The organism is Kribbella polygonati, assembly GCF_050320105.1.
Classification (GTDB): Bacteria; Actinomycetota; Actinomycetes; order Propionibacteriales; family Kribbellaceae; genus Kribbella.
This window is the reverse complement of sequence record NZ_CP190129.1, coordinates 2,380,677-2,401,705: the sequence shown is the minus strand read 5'-3', so window position 1 is coordinate 2,401,705 and position 21,029 is coordinate 2,380,677. Positions and strand designations below refer to the sequence as shown.

24 protein-coding genes are annotated in these 21,029 nt (G+C 69.5%); 18 read left to right on the top strand and 6 right to left on the bottom strand.

Translation table 11 applies throughout. The features are described 5' to 3' along the window. Window positions 1-1,146 precede the first annotated feature (1,146 nt). Window positions 1,147-2,136 carry a neutral zinc metallopeptidase gene (locus tag ACQHIV_RS11430; RefSeq protein ID WP_427893486.1) on the top strand — a complete coding sequence of 330 codons (990 nt, stop codon included), beginning with the start codon at window positions 1,147-1,149 and terminating at the stop codon, window positions 2,134-2,136. A 182-nt stretch (window positions 2,137-2,318) separates the two neighbouring features. Next, window positions 2,319-2,681 carry a hypothetical protein gene (locus tag ACQHIV_RS11425; RefSeq protein WP_427893485.1) on the top strand — a complete coding sequence of 121 codons (363 nt, stop codon included), beginning with the start codon at window positions 2,319-2,321 and terminating at the stop codon, window positions 2,679-2,681. On the opposite strand, the gene ACQHIV_RS11420 is transcribed toward ACQHIV_RS11425, so the two are convergent. Next, window positions 2,674-2,874 carry a hypothetical protein gene (locus ACQHIV_RS11420; protein ID WP_427893483.1) on the bottom strand — a complete coding sequence of 67 codons (201 nt, stop codon included), beginning with the start codon at window positions 2,872-2,874 and terminating at the stop codon, window positions 2,674-2,676. The genes ACQHIV_RS11425 and ACQHIV_RS11420 overlap by 8 nt on opposite strands. 654 nt (window positions 2,875-3,528) lie before the next feature. Here ACQHIV_RS11420 and ACQHIV_RS11415 point away from each other — a divergent pair. The 4 genes from ACQHIV_RS11415 to ACQHIV_RS11400 are packed head-to-tail and all read left to right on the top strand — an operon-like array spanning window position 3,529 to window position 6,012. Continuing rightward, on the top strand, window positions 3,529-4,218 hold the full coding sequence (locus ACQHIV_RS11415; protein ID WP_427893481.1) for a helix-turn-helix domain-containing protein: 690 nt from the start codon (window positions 3,529-3,531) through the stop codon (window positions 4,216-4,218). After that, window positions 4,215-4,883, top strand: coding sequence for an arsenate reductase ArsC (locus ACQHIV_RS11410; RefSeq protein ID WP_427893479.1), 669 nt, complete (start codon window positions 4,215-4,217; stop codon window positions 4,881-4,883). The genes ACQHIV_RS11415 and ACQHIV_RS11410 overlap by 4 nt, the downstream gene beginning before the upstream one ends. Beyond that, window positions 4,880-5,614: an MIP/aquaporin family protein gene (locus ACQHIV_RS11405; RefSeq protein WP_427893477.1), complete on the top strand. Its 735-nt coding sequence runs from the start codon at window positions 4,880-4,882 to the stop codon at window positions 5,612-5,614. Before ACQHIV_RS11410 ends, ACQHIV_RS11405 begins: the two co-directional genes overlap by 4 nt. Next, window positions 5,611-6,012: an arsenate reductase ArsC gene (locus ACQHIV_RS11400; protein ID WP_427893475.1), complete on the top strand. Its 402-nt coding sequence runs from the start codon at window positions 5,611-5,613 to the stop codon at window positions 6,010-6,012. The genes ACQHIV_RS11405 and ACQHIV_RS11400 overlap by 4 nt, the downstream gene beginning before the upstream one ends. 48 nt (window positions 6,013-6,060) lie before the next feature. Here the strand turns inward: ACQHIV_RS11400 and ACQHIV_RS11395 are convergent, their stop codons facing one another. After that, window positions 6,061-7,194, bottom strand: a complete 1,134-nt coding sequence (locus ACQHIV_RS11395) for an ArsO family NAD(P)H-dependent flavin-containing monooxygenase (RefSeq protein ID WP_427893473.1) — start codon at window positions 7,192-7,194, stop codon at window positions 6,061-6,063. 8 nt (window positions 7,195-7,202) lie between these two features. Next, window positions 7,203-7,550 (bottom strand): ArsR/SmtB family transcription factor, encoded by a 348-nt coding sequence (locus tag ACQHIV_RS11390; RefSeq protein ID WP_427893471.1) that lies wholly within the window; start codon window positions 7,548-7,550, stop codon window positions 7,203-7,205. A gap of 72 nt (window positions 7,551-7,622) precedes the next feature. On the opposite strand from ACQHIV_RS11390, the gene ACQHIV_RS11385 reads away from it, so the two are divergent. Then, a complete protein-coding gene (locus tag ACQHIV_RS11385) occupies window positions 7,623-9,005 on the top strand; it encodes an FAD-dependent oxidoreductase (protein WP_427893469.1) in 1,383 nt (460 codons plus the stop codon). Window positions 9,006-9,058: 53 nt separating this feature from the next. Here the strand turns inward: ACQHIV_RS11385 and ACQHIV_RS11380 are convergent, their stop codons facing one another. Beyond that, complete coding sequence (locus tag ACQHIV_RS11380; protein WP_427893467.1) at window positions 9,059-9,580, bottom strand: DinB family protein; 522 nt, start codon at window positions 9,578-9,580, stop codon at window positions 9,059-9,061. A 54-nt stretch (window positions 9,581-9,634) separates the two neighbouring features. Between ACQHIV_RS11380 and ACQHIV_RS11375 the strand changes: the two genes are divergently transcribed. The 5 genes from ACQHIV_RS11375 to ACQHIV_RS11355 all read left to right on the top strand — a co-directional run bounded on the left by ACQHIV_RS11375 (window position 9,635) and on the right by ACQHIV_RS11355 (window position 11,721). After that, a complete protein-coding gene (locus tag ACQHIV_RS11375) occupies window positions 9,635-9,979 on the top strand; it encodes a PadR family transcriptional regulator (protein ID WP_427893465.1) in 345 nt (114 codons plus the stop codon). Further along, window positions 9,961-10,542 (top strand): permease prefix domain 1-containing protein, encoded by a 582-nt coding sequence (locus ACQHIV_RS11370; RefSeq protein ID WP_427893463.1) that lies wholly within the window; start codon window positions 9,961-9,963, stop codon window positions 10,540-10,542. The genes ACQHIV_RS11375 and ACQHIV_RS11370 overlap by 19 nt, the downstream gene beginning before the upstream one ends. A gap of 72 nt (window positions 10,543-10,614) precedes the next feature. After that, entirely contained in the window at window positions 10,615-11,001 is a 387-nt protein-coding gene (locus ACQHIV_RS11365; protein ID WP_427893461.1) for a MerR family transcriptional regulator, read from the top strand. Next, window positions 10,998-11,324, top strand: a complete 327-nt coding sequence (locus ACQHIV_RS11360) for a hypothetical protein (RefSeq protein ID WP_427893459.1) — start codon at window positions 10,998-11,000, stop codon at window positions 11,322-11,324. Before ACQHIV_RS11365 ends, ACQHIV_RS11360 begins: the two co-directional genes overlap by 4 nt. Before the next feature lie 16 nt (window positions 11,325-11,340). Beyond that, entirely contained in the window at window positions 11,341-11,721 is a 381-nt protein-coding gene (locus ACQHIV_RS11355) for a VOC family protein (protein WP_427893458.1), read from the top strand. On the opposite strand, the gene ACQHIV_RS11350 is transcribed toward ACQHIV_RS11355, so the two are convergent. Then, complete coding sequence (locus tag ACQHIV_RS11350) at window positions 11,722-12,771, bottom strand: response regulator transcription factor (protein WP_427893456.1); 1,050 nt, start codon at window positions 12,769-12,771, stop codon at window positions 11,722-11,724. 74 nt (window positions 12,772-12,845) lie between these two features. On the opposite strand from ACQHIV_RS11350, the gene ACQHIV_RS11345 reads away from it, so the two are divergent. From ACQHIV_RS11345 to ACQHIV_RS11320, 6 genes are all read left to right on the top strand, one after another. Further along, window positions 12,846-13,331 carry a cupin domain-containing protein gene (locus ACQHIV_RS11345; protein WP_427893455.1) on the top strand — a complete coding sequence of 162 codons (486 nt, stop codon included), beginning with the start codon at window positions 12,846-12,848 and terminating at the stop codon, window positions 13,329-13,331. Between the two features lie 63 nt (window positions 13,332-13,394). Further along, window positions 13,395-14,240 carry a hypothetical protein gene (locus ACQHIV_RS11340; protein ID WP_427893454.1) on the top strand — a complete coding sequence of 282 codons (846 nt, stop codon included), beginning with the start codon at window positions 13,395-13,397 and terminating at the stop codon, window positions 14,238-14,240. A 118-nt stretch (window positions 14,241-14,358) separates the two neighbouring features. Continuing rightward, window positions 14,359-17,286 carry a LuxR C-terminal-related transcriptional regulator gene (locus ACQHIV_RS11335; protein ID WP_427893453.1) on the top strand — a complete coding sequence of 976 codons (2,928 nt, stop codon included), beginning with the start codon at window positions 14,359-14,361 and terminating at the stop codon, window positions 17,284-17,286. Continuing rightward, the gene (locus ACQHIV_RS11330) at window positions 17,283-17,786 is read left to right on the top strand and encodes a hypothetical protein (RefSeq protein ID WP_427893452.1); all 504 of its coding nucleotides are present in this window, start codon (window positions 17,283-17,285) and stop codon (window positions 17,784-17,786) included. The genes ACQHIV_RS11335 and ACQHIV_RS11330 overlap by 4 nt, the downstream gene beginning before the upstream one ends. A gap of 67 nt (window positions 17,787-17,853) precedes the next feature. Beyond that, the gene (locus ACQHIV_RS11325; protein ID WP_427893451.1) at window positions 17,854-18,693 is read left to right on the top strand and encodes a cytochrome c; all 840 of its coding nucleotides are present in this window, start codon (window positions 17,854-17,856) and stop codon (window positions 18,691-18,693) included. A 1-nt stretch (window position 18,694) separates the two neighbouring features. Beyond that, window positions 18,695-19,177, top strand: a complete 483-nt coding sequence (locus tag ACQHIV_RS11320; RefSeq protein ID WP_344195986.1) for a DUF1269 domain-containing protein — start codon at window positions 18,695-18,697, stop codon at window positions 19,175-19,177. On the opposite strand, the gene ACQHIV_RS11315 is transcribed toward ACQHIV_RS11320, so the two are convergent. Further along, window positions 19,155-21,026: a hypothetical protein gene (locus tag ACQHIV_RS11315; protein ID WP_427893450.1), complete on the bottom strand. Its 1,872-nt coding sequence runs from the start codon at window positions 21,024-21,026 to the stop codon at window positions 19,155-19,157. The genes ACQHIV_RS11320 and ACQHIV_RS11315 overlap by 23 nt on opposite strands. Window positions 21,027-21,029: the final 3 nt, after the last annotated feature.

The window sequence follows — 21,029 nt, the reverse complement described above, 5'->3', positions numbered from 1 at the left end:
GAACCCGTCCGTGTGGGACTGGCTCATGGCGCTCTGCGTGTGACCAGCGCGTTTGTGCCGTGCCCCAGCACACACGGTGCCCCAGCAGGATTCGAACCTGCGAGGCACGGTCTAGGAGACCGGCGGTCACGCTGCGGCTACGTGTTTCCGCCGGCCTCCATGGGATTGGCTTGGCCGAGTGACGCTCGGAACCACGATCTGCGGCGGACTGGGTGAGTCGGGCCACCTGACGCTGCTGGCTGGCCTGTCAGCATGCTCGCCAGAGTTGAGGGTTTGCTCCTGTGTGCAAGCCTCGACTAGGGCTCGAAACGTTGCTGTGGGCAAGTTCCTGCTCCGTCACAGCTCCGTGGAACGATGACAAGCGACGATGAACGCTGAGCAGTGTTCGGAGACAAACGCGCAGGCCAGGTGCGGACTCGCCGACTGTAGTGCAACCGCCCGCAAGGCGGGAAGAGATCTACACCATCTTCGAAGGCACTTCCGAAATCCAACACCTGGTGATCGCCCGCGCGATCTCCGGCATGCGCATCCGGTAGACGTTTCCGCAGGTTAGAGGCATCAAGACCGCATCTGCAGGGCACGCGATCCTTGTCCCGGCGTTCAAAAGGCAGCACCGGGAATGCATCGAGGCGACGGCTTCGCCTACCGGTCGAGGTCCCGGTGTTCATCACAGCACCGGGACTGCTTTAGACCCGAACCCCGGGCCCGCGCGACCAAACTGCCGAGGCGCGACATGTGTCCCCGCTCCGGACCGGCAAGTCCGCGCCTGGGCCCAGGCAGTGTGGCGTGAGTAGGAAGGCGCTGGAAGCTCCGCAGCAACGGCATCAGGCTTCGCGGGGATCCAGCCGGCCCCATCAGCGCCAACGACACTGGGTGCCTCGAGTCAACGGCCCAGGCGACCAATCGGCCCAGGGCAGCCAAGCGCGTCTTGTCGGCGTTCTTCCTGATCGCGGCAGCTCGTGCCGTTTCTGGGCAGCAAGACCAGTGCTCCGCTGTGCTCGCGACCAGTGCTTCTCAGCAGGGCCTGGAAGTGGTACGCACGTGTCGAGGGATCGGCCTTGGGGAAGCCACGTCGTGTCCCGGGGGTGAGTTATGAACGGCAGCGTGAATCGGCCTGCCGCCGTTGTGCGGGGAACGGATGGCTCCGTGTACTACAGCAGCCGTCCGTTGCCCGTCGCGTCTCGGGGCGGATCTGCTAGGCAGGGTTTGAGCTGGGGTTCCAGCTTTGCCGGCGTTGAAGACGCCCTTGAGGTGTGGTGCGCGCACAGGCGCAGGCGGCGAGACAACCTTGTGGCGGGCGTCCTGCTCGGCAGCGCGGCGATCCTCCTGGTGATCGGCGTCGCGCTAGGCGTTCGCCAGCACCAGTCGGAGACCGCGCTGACCGCACCGACCACTCCGACCGCGGACGGATGGTACGCCGCCCCGAAAGCGGTCCCGAAGGCTGCGGCCGCCGCGTTCTACGGCACCGGGCGGATCGGTGCGGTGGACTGCCGCGCAGCTCAAGCGCCGCTGGACACGCGGGCCGCGGTGCGCGCCTTCGACACCAGGCTGGTCGGCTGTCTGCACGAGTTGTGGAGCCCGAAGGTGCGTGCTGCACAGGTCCGATTCTCTCCACCACGGGTGGTGTTCTGGGGCGGCTATCTGCAGTCACCCTGCGCCAGCGGGCCGTCCGTGGCGTTCTACTGCGGCTCCACCCAGACTCTGTATCTCAACTACGCCTCGTTGGTGGCCTGGAGTCGATTCAGCGATTTCGCGGACAGGTTCGCGCGGATGTGGGCCATCGACACGACCGCGCGGGCTTACGGCTACCACGTGCTGCAGCTCACCGGCATTCTCGCAAGCGCCCACCGGTTCGCGTACGTCGCGCCGAACCTGAGGCTCGAGCAGGGGCGGCGCATCGAGTTGCAGGCGTCGTGCCTGAGTGGCCTGTTCATCGCGGCGAGCAGGTCGTCGTCCGGCCTCACCGATCTCGACCTGATGATCGACCGGCAGTACGTCGTACCTCAGAACGGCGCGGCAACGCCAACCGACAGGGCTTCCGTGGCCAATGGCCAGTACTGGGCGGCCCGCGGCCTCGACACGAACGACGTCGCTTCCTGCAACACTTTCAAGGCACCGGCCAGCAGCACGTCGTAAACCGGCCATCGCGGGGTTCAAACAGGACGTCTATCTGTGCGCTTCGTGGCGGCGGCGTCACCGAGGGGCAGCCTACGGTGGCAGCAACCTGCAGAGCGGCCCAGGCAACCGGGGCGCCTGCGACCTGCTGCTGAGCTCCTGTGCGTCAAGGCGGCCACTGACTCGGCGAGTTTTCCCATCTGGTGGCCCAGGTCGAGAACAGTGCACACGCCTGGGACGACGCGGCGTACCAAGTGAAGCTGGCGACCGCCTGGCGCCGGATTGAGTCGCGGGCGGACGTGCCGAAGCGGTCTGATGCCAAGTTCGTGCTGGCGATCGGGACCGACCAGGCGGTGTTGAGTCTTGGGTGGGCATTGCCGGGCCGGCGTCGGCGTACGAACGGCTGCAGGCGGGCTGCAAGGTCATGCTGCTGGAGGGCAGGAACCGCCACGGTGGCTGTGGTCGAGAGGTCCCGCCCGTCCCGCTTCGCCCTCGAAATCGAGAACCTGCCGGTCACCGGCTGGCTCGTCGAAGTCGAGGTCGAGCCGGCCTGTCCGGTCAGGTAGCGCGGCGCTTGTAGTAGTCGCGCCAGATGAGGCGGTGCAGGTGGATCCAGCGGGGGATTGAGCGGATGCCCGGGATGAACGGGACGAGGACGAGGCCGAGGGTGAGGACCATCATCAAGGCCCAGACCTGGGCGTCTGCGTTGTCCGAGGTGGAGAGCGGTTTGACCTGGTACCAGAAGGTGTAGAGCCACATCCAGGGGCTTTGCCCGCTAGCGCGGGCGTGCTGCGGGCTGCCGCCCGCAATCTGCTCGCTCCGCTCGCGTGCGACTGCGTAGCCGGCGCCCGTGGGTGAACATGCAGGTGGTCACGGGCGGCTGTGGTTCATCCCCCGCGTGCTCCGCAGGGACTCCGGTCGCTCCGCTCCCTCCCGCGCCTGCTCCGCGCGCTCCCGCCCGCCCCCGGCTGACGCCGGCTTCTTGCCCGCTGCCGCGGGCGAGTTGCGGGCTGCGCCGGCGAGCGACTGCCGGGCGCTACCGGACGCAGCGGATGACCTCGCCCGAGCCCCGTCCCGCACGTGTCCGACGGATCGTCTCGCCTGCAGGATCGGGCTCGTCCGAGAGTTGGTTGGCGTCGCAATCGACATCGATTCACTCATGCGGATCGGCGCGTCCCTCAGCAATTGTTGGTACGACGGGTCAATCAGGTGTCCGTGGTGACGCTGCCTGCCTGCGCTCATCCGCCGGCGACGCCGATCGCAGGAGTGCCTGCCGCACCTGTGCCGCAACTACCCCGGAGGCGTGTGCTGGCCTACCGGGGCGGATGGGCCTGCCAAGAACTCACGCTCGCGACGCTTCACCTCCTTGGCCGGGAGTTGACGAAAGGAGATAGCTCAGCGAGGATTGAGGCAATGAACGTTGAGCGGGATTCTCTGGTGGAGCGGGCTCGGGTGCATGCGGCGCTTGGGGATCCTGCTCGGTTGGCGGTTGTGGATGCGTTGGTGGTGGGGGATGCGGCGCCGGGGGAGTTGGGGGCGTTGCTGGAGATGCCGACGAATCTGGTGGCGCATCACCTGAAGGTGCTGGAGGAGGCTGGGCTGGTGGTGCGGGGCCGGTCGGAGGGGGATCATCGGCGGACGTATGTGCGGTTGGTGCCGGAGCGGTTGGCGGCGGTGGCAGGCCCCTCGTTGAGCGAGGTGCCGCGGGTGGTGTTCGTGTGTACGCACAACTCGGCGCGGTCGCAGTTGGCGGCGGCGATCTGGGCGCGGCGGAGTCATGTGCCGGCGGTGTCGGCGGGGACGTGGCCGGCGGAGCGGGTGCATCCGCGGGCGGTGAAGGTGGCGCGGCGGCGTGGGCTGGATCCGGCGAAGTGGCGGACGGCGCAGGTCGGCGACGTGGTGAAACCCAATGATCTGGTGATCGCGGTGTGTGACATCGCGTATGAGCATCTGCCGGCCGAGGCGCGGCCGCGGGTGCATTGGTCGGTGCCGGATCCGGCGCCGGCGGACACGAACGCGGCTTTCGAGGCGGCGTACGACGAGATCGCCGGCCGGATCGATCGGCTGGCACCACTGGTTTCACGGAAGGGGGCCCGGTCATGACGGAGCTCGTGTGGCATCACCGCGAGGACTTGTCGATCGATCAGCAGTTGGCGTTGCGGACGGCCGCGACTCGACTCAAAGAGCAGTTCTCCGAGTTCTATGGGGCCGAGACGATCGAGCGGTTCCTGCATTCGAGTTACGACCAGTTCGCGACCGGCAGTACGATCCCGAACTTCCTGCCGTTGCTGGCCGAGCGGTTCGCGCGTCAGCGGCTGACCGCGCTGGCGAAGGTCGAGGGGCATCACGACGACGGCCGGCCGGTGGTGCTGTTCTTGTGCGTGCACAACGCGGGGCGCAGTCAGATGGCGCTCGGGTTCTTCGAGCACCTGGCTGGTGACCGGGCGGTCGGTTGGTCGGGTGGTTCGGAGCCGGGGATCGAGGTGAACGCCGCTGCGGTGGCGGCGATGGCCGAGCGCGGCATCGATATCTCGGCGGAGTACCCGAAGCCGTGGACGGATGAGGTTGTCCGTGCGGCTGATGCGGTGGTGACGATGGGGTGCGGTGACGCGTGCCCGATCTTTCCCGGGAAGCGGTACGAGAACTGGGACCTGGACGATCCCGACGGTCTGGAGGTGGCCGATATTCGCCCGATCCGTGACGAGATCGAGCGCCGCGTTCGCGGTCTGCTCGGGGAGCTCGCCGTGCCTGTGGTGAGCGGCCGGTGACACCCTTGTGGCGCCGGGCAGTTGCCGAAGGCATCGGTACCGCTCTGCTGGTCGCGGTCGTCATCGGCTCCGGCATCGCGGCCTCGAAGTTGTCGCCGAACGACATCGGGCTGCAGTTGCTGGAGAACGCGTTCGCGACCGCTCTCGGTCTGGCCGTGCTGATCCTGATGATCGGGCCGGTATCGGGTGCACACTTCAACCCGGTGGTGTCGCTCGTGGATTGGTGGCTCGGCCGCCGTACCGGGAGCGGGCTGTCCGCGCAGGAAGTGGCGGCGTATGTGCCGGCGCAGGTCGTCGGCGCGAGCCTGGGCGCCGTACTCGCGAACCTGATGTACGGCGAGGCGGCGGTGTCCTGGTCGACGAAGGACCGCAGCGCAGGACACCTCTGGCTCGGTGAGGTGGTCGCGACGGCCGGGTTGATCGTGCTGATCTTCGCGCTGGCCGCGTCCAATCGGGCAACCCTTGCGCCGGCCGCGGTCGGTGCGTACATCGGGTCGGCGTACTGGTTCACCTCGTCGACGTCGTTCGCCAACCCGGCGGTGACGATCGGACGGGCGTTCAGCGACACGTTCGCGGGGATCGCTCCCGCTTCGGTACCTGGTTTCGTGATCGCTCAGCTTGTCGGAGCCGCGGTCGGGGTGGGAATGCTGGCCCTGCTGTACCCGAGGGCCGGTCGGGCTGCGGACGAAGTTGTCACCCCTCATGTAGACACGACGGGAGCTTCCAAGTGAGTAAGCCAAGTGTTCTGTTCGTCTGTGTGCACAACGCCGGCCGGTCGCAGATGGCGGCGGGCTGGTTGCGGCACCTGGCGGGCGACGCGGTCGAGGTCCGTTCGGCCGGATCGGAGCCGAAGGACCAGATCAACCCGGTCGCGGTGGAGGCGATGCGCGAGGTCGGCATTGACATCACCGGCGCGGTTCCGCAGAGGCTCGAGTACGACGTCGCGCAGGACAGCGACGTGATCGTGACGATGGGCTGTGGCGATGCGTGCCCGGTGTTTCTCGGCAAGCGGTACGAGGACTGGGAACTCACCGATCCGGCCGGTCAGCCGATCGAGGTCGTGCGCCAGGTCCGTGACGAGATCCGCGGCCGCGTCGAGAAACTCGTCGGCCAACTGCGGACCGCCTGAGCTGCGCCCGGCCGAGCCTCGCCGCGACGGAGGTGGTCCCGCGGCTAGCTAGAAACCGAGGCCTCCCCGCTGGGTCGGAGGGCGCGGCGGCGACGTTCCCACCGTGGTTGGAAGACGCGGCCCCCGCGGCGGGTAGAGCTCGCGGACGAGGTCGCGGGCGGTGCGGCCGGCGCCGATGAGGGTGGCGGAGGCGGGGCCGGTCCAGTCGCCGTAGCCGATCAGGTGTAGGCGTGGTTCCTTGAGGGCTTGGGTGCCGTCGGTTGGGATGAGGCCGTTGGGTGCGCGGAGTCCGAGGCTGGTGAGGTGGCCGAGTGCGGGGCGGAAGCCGGTGCACCAGATGATCGTGTCGTACGGCGAGTCGGTGCCGTCGTCCCAGCGAACGCCGTGGTCGATCAGGTGGGTGAACGGGCGGCGGGCGTGTAGTACGTCGCGGTTGCGGGCGTCGCGGACGCTCTCGACCATGACGATGTCGCCGAGACCGCCGACGCCGCCGGTGTCGGCTTGACCGCGCAGCCGGGCCTGGTGCCGCTTGGTGGCGATCTCGAACAGCGCGCGGCCGTCGACGTCGTCGGGCAGGAACCGCGGCGGCCGCAGCGTGACCCAGGTCGTCTCGGCGACCGATGACACCTCGGCGAGGATCTGCGCGGCGGAGTTGCCGCCGCCGACGATCAGTACTCGCTGGCCGGCGAGGTCGGCCGCTCGCCGGTAGTCGGCGGTGTGGAGCTGCCGTCCGGCGAATGTTCCCGGGTACGTCGGTACGAACGGCCGCGACCAGGTCCCGGTTGCCGAGATCACGTGCTCGGCGAACAGGTCCCCGGCGTCGGTGCCGACGACAACCCCTCCGACGCTCCGGGTTACCGCCCGGGCCGCCACGGATCGCCGTACGGCGAGTTGGTAGCGCTCCTCGTAGCGCGTGAGGTAGTCGACCACGTGCGAGGCGAGCGGATACCCGCCGTGCGGCCAGGGCGGCATCATCCAGCCAGGCAACGACGAGTACTGGGTGGGGGAGAAGGTCCGCAGCGTCGGCCACATCCGCGCCCACGCGCCGCCCGGTTCGGCCGCGGCGTCGATGATCACGAAGTCCTGGCCGGGGACCAGGCCGGAGCGGCGCAGGTAGAACCCGGTGGCGAGTCCAGCCTGTCCGCCACCGATGACCACCGCCGTCAGCGGCGCGGTCGGCACGTCCGAGATCAGGCGGTCACGGGCACGGACAGCAGCGTCGACAGCCAGCTCAGACGTTCCGGGATCGGCCAGTAGTAGACCCAGGTGCCGCGACGTTCGCAGTCGACCAGGCCGGCCGCGCGGAGCACCTTGAGGTGGTGGGAGATCGTCGGGCCGCTGACGTCGAAGTGCGGGGTGATGTCGCAGACGCACACCTCGTCGCCGGCCGAGGCGATGATCGACATCAGCCGGAGCCGCACCGGATCCGCCAGCGCCTTGAACACCACGGCGCCGTCCGCCGCCCGCTCCGGGTCGAGCGCGGCCTCGGCGATCGGCGTGCAGCACGTGGTGAGTACCGGCAGTTCCTGTTTCGGCATGTGTCTATCTTGACTCTTGTCGAATCAAGAGGCAAGCTTCGTGATTAGATGAACATCTAGACAGCGCGGAGGATGATCGTGACATACCCGGTGGTAGTCATCGGAGCAGGCCCGGTAGGACTCGCCGCGGCGGCGCACCTGGCCGAACGTGGCGTCCAGTTCGTGGTCCTGGAGTCGGGGCCGGGCGTCGCGGCCGCGATCGACGAGTGGCGGCACGTGAAGCTGTTCAGCCCGTGGCGCTACGACATCGACAGTGCGGCGCGCCGGCTGCTCGAGGCGTCGGACTGGATCGAGCCGGATCTGGACTCGCTGCCGACCGGCGGGGACCTGATCGACGAGTACCTCGTGCCGCTGGCCAAGTTGCTCGCGGACCGGATCCGGTACGGCGCGGAGGTGGTGGCCGTGACCCGGGTCGGCTACGACCGGATCCGTACGGCGGGCCGCGAGCAGGCACCGTTCCTGGTGCGTCTGGCCGACGGCGAGGAGGTCCTGGCATCGGCCGTGGTCGACGCGGCGGGGACCTGGCGCCGGCCGAACGTTCTCGGTGCGTCGGGCATCCCGGCGCGTGGCGAACACGAGGTGGCCGAGGCGATCTCGCCTGCGCTGCCCGACGTCTTCGGGCGCGACCGTGAGCGTTTCGTGGGTCGTCGTACGGCGGTCGTCGGCGCCGGTCACTCGGCCGCGACGACACTGCTCGAGCTGGGCGAGCTCGCCGAGCACGAGCCGGGAACCGAGGTTGTGTGGGTTGTGCGCGGCACGGATCAGGCGCGGACGTACGGCGGCGGCGACGCCGACGAGCTCCCCGCACGAGGTGCGCTCGGCAGCCTGCTGAAGGCGCTCGTCCAGTCGGGCCGGGTCGAGCTGGTGAGCAGCTTCCGCACCGCGTCGATCGCCCGTACGGCGGACGGCCGGATCGCACTGACCGCCGGGGACCAGCGGGTCGTCGTGGACACGGTCGTGAACTCGACCGGGTTCCGCCCGGACCACGACATGGTGAGCGAGCTGCGCCTCGACCTCGACCCGATCCTGGGCTCGACCCGCGCGCTCGCGCCGCTGATCGATCCCAACCAGCACTCCTGCGGCACGGTCCCGGCGCACGGCGTCGACGAGCTGACCCATCCCGAGCCGGGGTACTACGCGATCGGCGCGAAGTCGTACGGCCGGGCGCCGACGTTCCTGCTGGCCACCGGGTACGAGCAGGCGCGTTCGGTCGTCGCCGCGCTGGCGGGCGACTGGGAGGCGGCCCGCGACGTCCAGCTGGACCTGCCCGAGACCGGCGTGTGCTCGTCGAACCTCGCGTACGGCGGCTCCGCGGACGAGGCCGGCGGCTGCTGCGGCCCGGCCCCGGTGAGCATCGAGACCCCGGTGAGTCGCGGCCTCGCCACCGGCATCAGTGGTGGTCTGCTGACCGTGATCGAGCCCGAAGCGACCACGCAGTCCGGCTGCTGCAACTGACGACCGCAACTCCCGGGCCGGTCGCTCGCCGGCCTGCTGCTCGACCTGAATCCTCACAGGTTGAGTGTCAGTTGGCGGCGGTGGAAGTCGTAGTGCTGGGTGGGGAAGCGGTAGATGTCGGCGAGTGTCATGTAGTCCTTGAAGAACGGGTCCCATCGGGTTGGGTAGTGCATCCCGCGGTCGAGGTTGGTGTCGGTTTCTGCGTCGAGGCGGTGGTGGAGTTTGTCGACGACGTGGTCGAACATCACTGCCATCCGGTCGGGCCCGATGACGTGGCCGCCGACGTACGAACCAAGGAAGTTGGCCGCGTCGAAGGGTCGGGTGGTTGCGTTGAGCAACCATGCGTACGCGCGGCTCGCGGGGCGGGGGAGTCGGTCGAAGACCCGGACGAGTCCGAGCAGCGCGCGGACGATCAGGTAGCCCAGGAGCATGTGGAACAACAGCTCACGGTTGCTCCAGCGTGTCCCGTCCGATCGGCGGCGCAGCGCCGCGGGATCGGACTGCTCGATCAGGCGGTGGAAGTCCAGGCGCGCTCGTTCGAGCTCGCGGTGTGTGGCGTCCCGGTCCATGTGCATCGCCCCGCCATAGCTAGCATTACTACCTATGCTGTTGATGTAGCATAGCTACCTATGAGGGTGGATGCGCAAGTGCTGAAGGGTCACCTCGACGTTTTGCTGCTTGCGACCCTGACGGACGGGCCGCGGCACGGGTACGCGATCAAGGAGGCGTTGCGCGACGGGAGTGAGGGCCGGTTCGATCTGCCGACCGGCACCGTCTATCCGGCGCTGCATCGACTCGAGCGCGCCGGGCTGATCAGCGGTTCCTGGTCGGTTGCGGGCGGTCGTCGGCGTCGGGCGTACGACCTCACCGAGGCCGGGCATCACAAGCTGACCGGGGAGCGCGCGAACTGGCGCGAGTTCGCTCGTGCCGTCACTACGCTGCTGGAGCCCAAGCCATGGCCGACCACGACCTGATCGAGCTGTACCTCGCGGAGCTTGAACTCCGGCTCTCACCCGCCATCGTCGAAGAGTTGGCCGACGGCCTGGAGGAGTCGGTTCGGGCTCACGTGTCCCGTGGCCTGTCTCCGGCTGCGGCACGCGAAGCCGCCGTACGGGAATTCGGATCTCCCGACTGCGTGGTCGCGGCTTTCGTACGACAATCTCCCGGTCGGCGTACGGCGATGGCACTGCTCGCGACCGGTCCGGTCTTTGCCGGACTGTGGGGCACTGCTCTCATCGAGGCGAAGGTCTGGCAGTGGCAGATACCGAAGGCGATCGCGATTGTCGTCGGACTGGTTCTGCTGGTCGTCGCTGGGACGCTGGCGACAATTGCCCGGAGCAACAGCCTGGGGCCGGCCCGGTTCGCCGGCCCTGCGGGAGTCGCTCTGATCCTGCTCGACCTCGGCATGGTGGTGGCGGTTGCCGCGGTCACGCCGTCAGTGTCGACGCCGATGTGGTTGGCCTTGTTCGCCAGCGTGCTTCGCGCCGGCGCCACGGCGCGAAACCTTCCGTCGCTGAGGTGGTGCCGTCCTGGCTGACCGTGGGGCGGCGGCCGTTGAGCACTCCCTGAGGTTGACCCTGGAGCTGGGTACGGGGTTCAGGATGGGCGTATGCGTACGGGTGAGTTGGCTGGGCGGGTTGGGGTGAATAGCGAGACGCTTCGGTACTACGAGCGGCGGGGGCTGTTGGCGGTGCCGCCGCGGACGGTTGGTGGGTATCGGGATTATCCGGTGTCGGCGGTCGGGGTGTTGCGGTTCGTGAAGCGGGCGCAGGAGTTGGGGTTCACGTTGGACGAGGTGGAGGAGTTGCTGCAGCTCGATCAGGGTGGGCCGGAGAGTTGTGGTGCTGCGCGGGCTCTGGCTGAACACCGGCAGGAGGACTTGGCGGCGCGGATTCGGGATCTGCAGCGGATGCACGATGCGTTGGGGACACTGGTGGGGCAGTGTGATTTGCCGCGAGGGGATCGGGCGTGCGGGTTGCTGGAGGCGCTGCGATGAGGCTTGAGGTGCTTCATGTGCCGGAATGCCCGAATGTGCGGCCGCTGCTGGAGCGGATCGCTGAGGTGACGGACGTGCCGGTTGTCACGCGGGTGGTTGAGAGTGAGGCGGACGCGGAGCGGTTCGGTATGGCGGGGTCGCCGACGTTGCTGGTCGACGGGGTGGATCCGTTCGCGTCGGCGGGTGATTGCGGCGGTGTCGCTTGTCGGCTGTACCGGGATCAGGAGGGGCGGCTGGTCGCCGTACCGTCGGTGGAAGAGCTCCGGGCCGCGCTCGGCGGAGACCTGGACGGAACTGGTCGGGCGGCGCACAGTCGGGGGTAGTGGAAGGAGTCGAACCATGAGGATCCACGCGAGCTGTCTCGACCACGTCGTACTGAATGTTTCCGACCTCGACGCGAGTCGTCGGTGGTGGTCCACGCTGACGGGGGTGCGCGCCACCAAGGATCACGAAAGCGAGGTGTCGTTCGTCGTCGGTGCGCAGGCGATCCGGTTGCGGCAAGGGGTGCCGGCGCCGCGCGGGTCGATCAGCGTGTGCTTGATGGCCGACGCCTCGATCGACGAACTGCACCAGCGCGCCGTCGAGTTGCACGCGACCCACGGAGACGTTCATCCGCGTACGGCGGCCACGGCACCGGCGCAGGCACTGACGATCACGGACCCGGACGGCTACCAGGTCGAGCTCGCCACCTACACCCCGGAGGGAGCGCCGATCCCGTAGCTACCGGGTGTGCCGGATCGCCGCGTGGGAGATGAACGCGTCGAAGTACGTGTCGTCGAAGACCCGTGCGACGACGGCCGCGCGGGTCCGTACGCCGAGCTTGCCGCGGATCGCCCGTACGTGGTCGTGGACGGTGTGCGGCGAGACGACGAGTTCGTCCGCGATCTCGGCGTCCGACAGGCCGCGGCAGAGCAGCCGTACGACCTCGATCTCGCGGGTGCTGAGCCCGGCGCCGACGACCCGCGGGCCGAGCAGGTCGGCCGGAGTCGCCGACGTCAGGATCACCGCCGTACGACCCTCGTCGAGTTCCATCCCGTGGGCGCTGAGCCATCGTCCGTCGGCGCTGCGGAGGACCGTCGAGAACCGCGGGTCGGCGGCGGCCAGCGCGACGAGATGGTCGACCTGGCGGTACTTCTCGAACCGCTCGCTCTCCAGTTCGGCCCGCAGCGCCGGATCGTCGAGGCTGAACTCGACGAGCTGCCCGTCGGCAACGACGAGCATGCCGCGGGCAACAGTCCCGCCGGGGGAGCCGCCGCGGAGATCGGCGAGCACCGTACGACGCAGTACCGCGCCCGCTTGCCCGGCGACCGCGTCGAGGAGCTGCTCGTCATCGGCGGTGAAGGCGCCGGTACGCCGCCACAGCGACACACCGCCCCAGGCGACCGCGCCGTCGGGCAGTACCGCGCGAAGCTCGTCGGAGAAGCCGTACTTCTCGACCACCGTCGACAGCAGTTCCGGATTGCTCGCTCGCAACCGCAAAGCCCGGGCGGGGGAACGGGTCGCCGCCATCCGGCGGAAACAGTCGTCGCCGCCGGCGAGCTCGACCCCGAAGAACGGGTGGCAACTCTCCGCCAGTAGCGCGGTCACGGCTCCGGTCCAGAACAGCCCGGTCTGAGGGTGCATGAGTACGAGCGCTCCGGCCTCGGCGCCCGGTAGGGCGGCCAGCATCCGGTCGAGCATGTGCTCGGCGGTGTGCGCCGGGCCGGCGTCGGCCGCGACGGCGCGGACAGCTCGCGCGAGCCGGTCCGCGTACCCGTCGATCGTGGTCACAGCTGTCAGGGTAGAGCCGAATCCCCGGATCGGGGGATGGTCCGTACGACGAGCCGGACGGCACGCTCGTCGGTATGACTCAGCTTGCACCGCAGGACGCCGCCGTCTACAACCACGTCGACATGTTGTGCCGGATCCTGCTGGACGGCCGCGACACCGACGGCGCGTTCGCGCTCGTGGAGGAGCGCGCGGCGGTCGGTGCGATGACGCCGCGGCACGTCCACAGCCGTGAGTCCGAGACGTTGATGGTTCTCGAGGGCGCGCTCGAGGCGTGGAGCGAAGGCCGGAGCACTGAGGTTGAGGCGGGATCGTTGATTTACCTGCCGCCCGGGCGCGCGCACGCGTTCCGGGTCGTGTCGGCGGCCGCCCGTTACTACAACCTGATCACGCCGTCCGGCTTCGAGAGCTTCTTCCGGGATTCGGGAGTGCTTCTGACTCAGGAATTCGCCGGGGAGCTGCCGATTCCGGGACCGGTGCCGCCTGAGGGAATCGCCAGGCTGCAGGCGGTGCTGGATCCGCTGGGATGCACGATCACTGGGCCGCCGCCGTTCGATTCCTGAGGTAGGAGGCACTGCCGTTGTGTAGTTTCGGGGGATGACCGGACTGTGCGGGGCGGTTTGCTGATGGATTCGGCTGTGCTTGTGGTGACGACGATGCCGTTGTCCAAGACGGCGCGGGCCGAGTTGAGCGAGATGCTCGGTCCTGGGTACACGGTCGTCGACATCAGGTCGGCGCCTGACAGTGCGAACATCGTGCTCACTCCGGTCGTGAGTGGCAACGCGCTCGGGATTTTGCGCGGCATGTTCCCGAAGGCGCGGATCCTTTACACCGAGCTGCAGGACGACGAGCGCGGCATCAGTTACGCCGGGCCGCTGGCGCGGATCGTCGCGTTGGAGCCCGATGGGTACTTCGTGGCGCACTCGCTTGACGCGCTCACGCCGATCGTCCAGACCGAGGCCAAGCTGCAACTCACCGGCAGCACCCGCCGTACGCCGCTCACCCTGTCACTCGACGCGGCGCCGCCCGTGCCCCCGGAATCTGTGGGGCCAATGCCGCAGGAGGACTCGGCGAAGGCCGTTCCGCGGGAGCCGGTGGATGCCGTCGCGGGAGGCTCCGCGCCTGACGTGTCGCAGGGCTCCGGGCCTGAGGTGCCGCAGGGGGCGGTCGCGGGGGCTGAGGTGCGTCCGGGCACTGTGCGTTGGGTTGATCGTGCGACGGCACCCGAGGCGGTCGGGCGGTGGTTGGAGCTTGAGGCGATTGATGCGTTGGTCGTGGGCTTGGTGGGTACGGACGCGCCGCGCCGCGACATCCTGTGGCCCGCGCTGGTCGCCGAATGCGTCATACGGCTCGCCGAATCCGCGGCCGAGGACGTGCTCGTCGACGTCGGTGGCCTGGAGCCGAAGATCCCCGCCGAGTTGCAGATCCGGATCGAGAGCGAGCAGCTCGACCACGCGCCCTGGCCGGAATGATTCGGACCGTGGTCCGATTCTCAACCGGGGCTCAGGGCTGCCGGGATGCGGCTGCACCGGTTAGTCTCGGTATTTGTAACGCTGGGTAGGAGCACGTCGGCCAGGGGAGGGCCACGAGGTGTGCGCCTCGATCGATCGGGAGCACCGGACAGTCGATCCGCGAACAGCCGGCGGGATTCCACGGCCGCCGGCGACGTTGGTGGTTCGGGAGCGGTTGCACGCCGCGCTCGACGTCGGGGTACGGGCGCCGCTCACGTTGCTGATCGCGCCGCCGGGGACCGGGAAGACCGTGCTGCTGTCGGACTGGGTACGGCGCCGGCGCGACGACGGTACGGCGGTGACGTGGATCAGCGGGCCGGCCGCAGGGTCGTTCGGACGGCTGCTGGAGCAGGCGCTGGACGGTGAACCGCCGGAGCCGGAGCTGGTGGTCGTCGACGACGGGCATTTGCTGTCGGCAACCGTACTGGCGGAGTTGGGGCTGGTACTGCGGAAGTCGCCGCATGCGCTGCGGATCGTGCTGGCGAGCCGGTACGACCTGCCGCTTCCGGTGCCGGAGCTCGAACTGCGGGGGCTGGCGCTGACGTTGCGGTCGCGGGATCTGCGGTTCACGGACGCCGAGGCGACCCAGCTGGTGAAGGCGCATGCGGGGCGGGCGAGCGCCGAGGACATTCGCTTGTTCCAGGCGAACACCGCCGGGTGGGCGGCGGCGCTGGTGCTTGCGGCGCGGACGTTCGCGGCGTCGGGTGAGGTGCGGTGGTCGCTGGTCAACCAGGGGCCGGTGCTCGACCTGTTTCTCGGGGAGACGGTCGGCACGCTGGACGAGCGGGTTCAGACGATGCTGCTGAGTACGTTCGGCGTGCCGTCGGTGACTGCGGAGTTGGCTGCGGCGTTGAGCGACGACCCGGACGCGGGCGCGATGCTTGCGGAGCTGGCGGGGAACGGGTTGCTGGTCACGGCGTACGTCGACGGGCCGGGCGGGGAGCCGACGTACCGCTATCACCCTTTGCTGGTTGAGCTTCTGCGGCGGCGGGTGGCGGGGAACGCGGATCGGGCGCGGATCGTGGCGGCGGCTCAGCATCGGTCGGCGGTGTACTGCGAGAACCGCGGTGACAGCGTCGGCGCGCTGCGGAGCGCGCTGGGGGCGGAGGATCCGGCGCTGGTGGCGCGGATCGTGCTGAGCCGCGGGCCGGAGCTGCTGGCTGCGGGGGACCTGGAGCTGGTTGCCGTCGCGCTCGGTGTCGTACCGGTCGAGGACTTCCCGCACCTGACCGGAGTCCGCGGCCTCCTCCGCCGAGCATCCGGAGACGTCGCCGGCGCAATCATGGACGCCGCCGCAGCCAACCGCCTAACCGCCGAACGAAAAGCACGGACCCCCGCCGAGCCGACCGGCCAGCGGGAGGGGCGGACGCCCGACCGGCCGACCGGGGAGCGGATGCCCGGTGGGGTGATCGGGGAGCGGGGGGCGGGGGAGTCTGCCGGAGCGGCCGGGGAGCGGGAGGCGCGTGAGGCGCGGGCGGCTGAGCGGGCTGTGGGGGGCGGTCCGGGGGCCGGTCCGCGCGGTGGTGGGCGGACGGCTGAGTGGGTTGGGGGTGGGGGGTCGGTTGAGGGGGATGCGTTGGCGGCTGATGCGGCTTTGTTGGGGTTGTGGAAGTCGCGGTACGGGTGGCATGGCGTGCGGGCTGCGATTGACGAGGCCCGGCGGTTGTTGGGGACGGACGGGCGGGGTAGTGATGCTGTGCTCGGGCCGGAGCGGTTGGCGTGGTTGCTGATCGAGTTGGCTGCGGCGGAGACCTGGGCGGGCGAGTTGGACAGCGCGTCCGAGCACCTCGGTGAGGCGTTGGTGTCGGCGCGGATGGCGGCGCATTCGCGGTTGATCGCCGGAGGACTCGTCCATCAGGCGGTCGTGCAGTACGCCGTCGGTCAGCTGCGGAACGCGGCGCGGTCGGCCCGCGAGGCGCTCGACATCGGTGGTGACGAGCTGCCGCGGGAGTACGCCGTACGCGCGTACGTCGTCCTGGGTTTCGCAGCGCTCAGCGACCTGCGACGCGACGAGGCGTGGCGCTGGTACGAGCTGGTCGCGATGACCGAGGCGGCCGAGTCCGACACGGTGATCGGCGCGCTCCGGGCGATGCTCCGCGGCGTGCTGGTGATCGAGGACGGCCGGCTCGACGAGGCGTTGTCCGAGCTGTCCGTGGATCCTCCCGCGGCCGGTCCGCTGCCGTCGTTCCTCGCCCGCGACCTGGCGCTGCTGCGGTTCCGCCTGGCCGTGCTGATCGGCGACGAGGACGGAGCTGTCGTACAGCTGGCCGAGCTCGACCGTACCGGGAACTGCCCCGAGGCCGACCTGCTCCGGGCAATGCTCTCGATCAGCGACGGCGATCTACGCGCAACGGTGCGGACGATCGACGAGGCCCTGGCCCACCCTGGCATCTACTCACCGCTGTCGTCGGCGGCAGCGTCGTTCCGCACCGTGCTGCTGGCCCGCGCCGCCGATCCGATCGCCGCCGAGGCCTCGCTGGTCGACACGCTGAACCGCGTCGCCCCGCAGCGCATCGTCCACACGCTGATCCCGGCGGGCGGCGAGCAGGTCTTCCTCGACCAGCTCCGCGCGTACGTCGGTACGCCGAACCCGCACCCGTTCGCCGCGATCGCCCTCGAGAAGCTGACCGGCTACCAGAGCCCCGGCGGCGTGACCCTGCTCGCCCGGACCAGGCCGGACAAGCACGTCGTACCGGACCGTCGCCTGAGCGCCGTCGTGAACGGTGCCCAGATCCGCCTCACCGCGAGGGAGGCCGACGTCCTGGACCAGCTCGCGCTCGGGAACTCGTACACCGAGACCGCGAAGGCGCTGTTCATCACCGAGAACACGGTGAAGACGCATCTGATGGCGCTGTACCGAAAACTTGGTGTCGAGAAGCGGTCCGCGGCGCTGCGGGTGGCCCGCGGCGTCGGGCTGCTCCGGCCGGCACCTGCGGTGGAGACGGGCCTACCGGCGGCGCAGGGATCCTCGCCGGGGGCATTCGGCGGACAAGGGAGATTGCGATGAATCAGGGCCTGCTGAACTCGCTGACCGAGGCCGAGCGGTTGCTGGTGGCCGAGACCGAGCGGGACGCGTTGCAGCAGCTGGACGAGGACGATCTGCTGGACCTGCATCAACGGGTACGGCGGGCGCGGACGAAGTACGTGAAGAACTACCGCCGCGGCGCGGCCGCTGCCGTCGCGGACGTGGGCGGCCGCGGGCTGTCGTACGGGCGGAACCAGCGCGACCGCGACAAGGCCGAACTGTTCGAGTCGGTCCTGGCGACCGTCAGCCGGGAGGTCGCGGCGGTGGCACGCCGGGCGTCGCTGGAACTGCGCGCCGAGCGGATCGCGGCAGGAAAGGCGGCCAAACCCGCACTCACGACCGCGAAACGGCCTGCCGCCAAGAAGCCGGCGCCGGCCACCGACCCGCCGCCGCGGGCCACCAAGACCACCGGCGGATTGAAGAAGGACGCGTCGACGCGGGCGCTGGGCAGTCGCCGGCAGGCCAAGCGCGACGCTCGCTGACTCGCCCGATTCGGGTGATCACAAGCTCCGCCGGTTCGGGTCTGCTGGACAGCGCGGAGGTGCGACGATGCGCGATGCCCGGTTCAGGTCCCGGCTGAGACTGCCCGTGATCGGCGCTGCGCTGATACTCGTCGGCCTGGCGTACGCCGTACTCGTCCCGAACGGCGCCGCCGGAGCGGACGGCCCGCAGTCCCAGCAGATCGAACAGGGCCGGAAGCTCTTCGCGGTCGGCTGCTCCAGCTGCCACGGCCTGCACGCCGAGGGCAGTACGAACGGCACCGGCACGTTCACCGCGCCCTCGCTGATCGGCGTCGGCGCGGCCGCCGTCGACTTCCAGGTCAGCACCGGCCGGATGCCGGCGCAGCAGCCCGGGGCGCAGATCCCGAAGAAGACCCCCGTCTACACGCAGGACGAGATCGCGGCGCTGGCGGCGTACGTCGCCTCGCTCGCGCCGGGTCCGGCGATCCCGCCGGAATCGGCGTACGACGTCAGCAAGGCCACCGACGAGCAGATCACCCGCGGCGGCGAGCTGTTCCGCACGAACTGCACGGCCTGCCACAACTTCGCCGGCAGCGGTGGCGCACTGCCGAACGGGAAGTACGCGCCGTCGCTGATGGCGACGTCGCCGCGGAACATCTACCAGGCGATGCTGACCGGCCCGCAGCAGATGCCGGTGTTCTCCGATCAGGTCATGCGGCCCGAGGACAAGCGGGACATCATCGCGTACGTCGTGGCGCTGCAGCAGGCGAAGAACCCCGGCGGGATGGGTCTCGGGCGGCTCGGGCCGGTGTCCGAGGGGCTGTGGGGCTGGGTGATCGGGATCGGTCTGCTGGTCGTCGTCGCGGTCTGGATCGGCGCCCGGGTGCCGCGCGTACGGCACGAACCCGAAAGCAACGAAAGGAACTGAAATGACCCACCTGGTGGTACTCGGGCTGGACAGCCGTGAGGACGCCGAACGCGTCGTACAGCTCACGGACGAGCTGGCCAAGCAGCAGCTGCTGCAGCGCGAGGACGCGGCGATCGCCTACAAGGATGCCAAGGGCAAGGTCCGCATCCAGCAGACCATGAACCTGACCGCGGCCGGAGCGGCCGGCGGCGCGCTCTGGGGGACCTTGATCGGGCTGATCTTCCTGAACCCGCTGGCGGGCATGGTCGTTGGCGCGGCCACCGGTGCGATCAGCGGCAAGCTCACCGACATCGGGGTCAGCGACCAGCTGATCAAGGAGATCGGCCAGGAACTACAGGAAGGCCACGCGGCCGTGTTCCTGCTGGCGCGGTCGGCCACGGTGGACCGGGTGATCGAGGCGCTGAAGCCGTACAGCCCGACCATCCTGCAGACCAACCTGACCCGCGAACGCGAGGAAGAGCTCATCCAGGCGCTGCAGTCCTGACCGGCGTATCCGCTGCGGAGGGCCGTGGCGTCGCGCGGTCGAAGTACAGGTAGGCGACGGCCGCCGCGGCGATCGGCATCGCCAGCGCGAACAGGATCGACGACACCACGTTGATCAACGTCGGCGACCAGTCGGTCGCGAGCAGCAGGACGATGCCCGCGATCGGCCCGACGGCGAGCCCGGCACCGACCACCAGCGTCAGCGGTACGGCGGTCCGCCACCAGCGGCGTGCGACCAGGCGCCGGCTGCGGCGGAGCGCCGTACCTCCGGGGCACTGCTCGGCGACCAGGACCTGTACGACGAACGCCCGGCTGACCGCGTAGTACACCGCGAGCGGGATCGTCGCGACGAAGATCGTCAGCACGAACAGCACGACGACGTACTGCGCGGCCGCCCGAGCCAGCGGCCGATGGATCACGTCGCGGATCGCCGCCGTGGTGGTCACCGGCTTGCCGCGATCGAGTTGATCGAGCGTTCGCATCACGGCCGCGAGGAGGACGACGTACGTCGCGATCGTGAGCAGCGTGACCGCCAGCGCGACGAGCGTTGCCCAGAAGCCGGTCGCAGTCTGGGTCGGGGCTCCGAGGTCGGCGGGCGCGTCCCGGCGAGCCGCCTCGAGCCGGGCGAGACTGACGGTGACCAGGCTCAGCACGCCGAGTGCGGCGCCGAACCCGGCGAACAGGCCGGGCCGCCGACGGAACAGCTGGACCGCCGACACCACCGCCTGACCCCACGCCCGCGGCCGCCTGGCGGGCAGCGGATCGGCGTCGGTCCACCGGGTCCGGCTCGCGGCGAACCACACCGCGGCGATCAGCAGGACGAGCAGCAGCCCGAGCAGCCAGGTCCGGTCGAGGGTCTCGCGGAGCAGGTTCGACCCGGTACGGACGGCGGCGCAGAAGACGCCCGTACTGCTGGGACCGAGCAGTGCGCCGGCGGGTACGACCGTACTGTCGTCGCGCCAGGTCGCCTCGGCGTCCTGGATCGGCGCCGTCCACGACTCCTTCATGTTCGGCCCGGTCGGACCGTCGAAGAACGACCGCTGCCGCTCACCCCACCGGCCTTCGAACCCCAACCACGGGTACTGCGCGAGATAGTCGGCCCGGTTCATCGGTACGTACGCGATCTTCGGGGTGATCGCCGGCTCCGGACGGGTCGTGTCGTCGCAGCCGAGACCCTCCGAGCCGCGGCCGAGGTACAGGCGCTGCCCGTACTTGTTGGCGTGCGACCCCGCCGCCGGGTAGACGACCGGATGGGTGCCGTCGACGATTTCTAGCTTGGCATCGCCCCACTTCGCGCGTTCGGCGCCGCCGTGCTGGCTGTACCCGACCGCGGCCGGGTGCGTGCTCAGCGCCGCCTCCGGAGTCGGCGCGTCGAAGATCAGCTGGATCGATTCCCAGTCGCCTTCGTGGGTGTTGTTGTAGTCGTTGAAGATGTAGAAGAACCAGTACTCCAGGGAGAGCTGGCCCGGGTACTTCGGGTCGCCGGTGACGTGCGCGTAGACGGTCGCGGCGTACTGGGAATTGAGCTGTGCTGACCAGTTGGCATAGTCGCAGGCCGGGCGCAGGGGGTCGCCCGGGAAGTCAAGGAAGTAGCCCGGGTACCCAAGACCGAGGTCCTGGCCCCGCGGTTGAGTCTTGATGAGGTCAGGCGGCTGCCACGGACCGCGCAGGGCGACCTGTTGGTTGCCGAGGACGGACTGTACGTCGATGGGCCGGAAGTGCTCGCCTTCGGAGCAGTTGGCGGCGCTGTCCTGCAGTTTGACGACAGGTGCGTAGCGAGCGGCCAACTGCTGGGCGGCCGTGTCGTCCGGTGACGTCGCTGTGGCTGGCTCGACGCCAGTGACGAGCAATGT

Excerpts from the sequence above, each read along its gene's own strand:
- ACQHIV_RS11410 (WP_427893479.1), top strand. The coding sequence starts at position 4,215 with ATGACGGAGCTCGTGTGGCATCACCGCGAGGACTTGTCGATCGATCAG.
- ACQHIV_RS11420 (WP_427893483.1), bottom strand. The coding sequence starts at position 2,874 with ATGTGGCTCTACACCTTCTGGTACCAGGTCAAACCGCTCTCCACCTCG.
- ACQHIV_RS11380 (WP_427893467.1), bottom strand. The coding sequence starts at position 9,580 with ATGCACATGGACCGGGACGCCACACACCGCGAGCTCGAACGAGCGCGC.
- ACQHIV_RS11375 (WP_427893465.1), top strand. The coding sequence starts at position 9,635 with ATGAGGGTGGATGCGCAAGTGCTGAAGGGTCACCTCGACGTTTTGCTG.
- ACQHIV_RS11345 (WP_427893455.1), top strand. The coding sequence starts at position 12,846 with ATGACTCAGCTTGCACCGCAGGACGCCGCCGTCTACAACCACGTCGAC.
- ACQHIV_RS11385 (WP_427893469.1), top strand. The coding sequence starts at position 7,623 with ATGATCGTGACATACCCGGTGGTAGTCATCGGAGCAGGCCCGGTAGGA.
- ACQHIV_RS11415 (WP_427893481.1), top strand. The coding sequence starts at position 3,529 with ATGAACGTTGAGCGGGATTCTCTGGTGGAGCGGGCTCGGGTGCATGCG.
- ACQHIV_RS11330 (WP_427893452.1), top strand. The coding sequence starts at position 17,283 with ATGAATCAGGGCCTGCTGAACTCGCTGACCGAGGCCGAGCGGTTGCTG.
- ACQHIV_RS11325 (WP_427893451.1), top strand. The coding sequence starts at position 17,854 with ATGCGCGATGCCCGGTTCAGGTCCCGGCTGAGACTGCCCGTGATCGGC.
- ACQHIV_RS11360 (WP_427893459.1), top strand. The coding sequence starts at position 10,998 with ATGAGGCTTGAGGTGCTTCATGTGCCGGAATGCCCGAATGTGCGGCCG.
- ACQHIV_RS11370 (WP_427893463.1), top strand. The coding sequence starts at position 9,961 with ATGGCCGACCACGACCTGATCGAGCTGTACCTCGCGGAGCTTGAACTC.
- ACQHIV_RS11390 (WP_427893471.1), bottom strand. The coding sequence starts at position 7,550 with ATGCCGAAACAGGAACTGCCGGTACTCACCACGTGCTGCACGCCGATC.
- ACQHIV_RS11340 (WP_427893454.1), top strand. The coding sequence starts at position 13,395 with ATGGATTCGGCTGTGCTTGTGGTGACGACGATGCCGTTGTCCAAGACG.
- ACQHIV_RS11355 (WP_427893458.1), top strand. The coding sequence starts at position 11,341 with ATGAGGATCCACGCGAGCTGTCTCGACCACGTCGTACTGAATGTTTCC.
- ACQHIV_RS11365 (WP_427893461.1), top strand. The coding sequence starts at position 10,615 with ATGCGTACGGGTGAGTTGGCTGGGCGGGTTGGGGTGAATAGCGAGACG.
- ACQHIV_RS11320 (WP_344195986.1), top strand. The coding sequence starts at position 18,695 with ATGACCCACCTGGTGGTACTCGGGCTGGACAGCCGTGAGGACGCCGAA.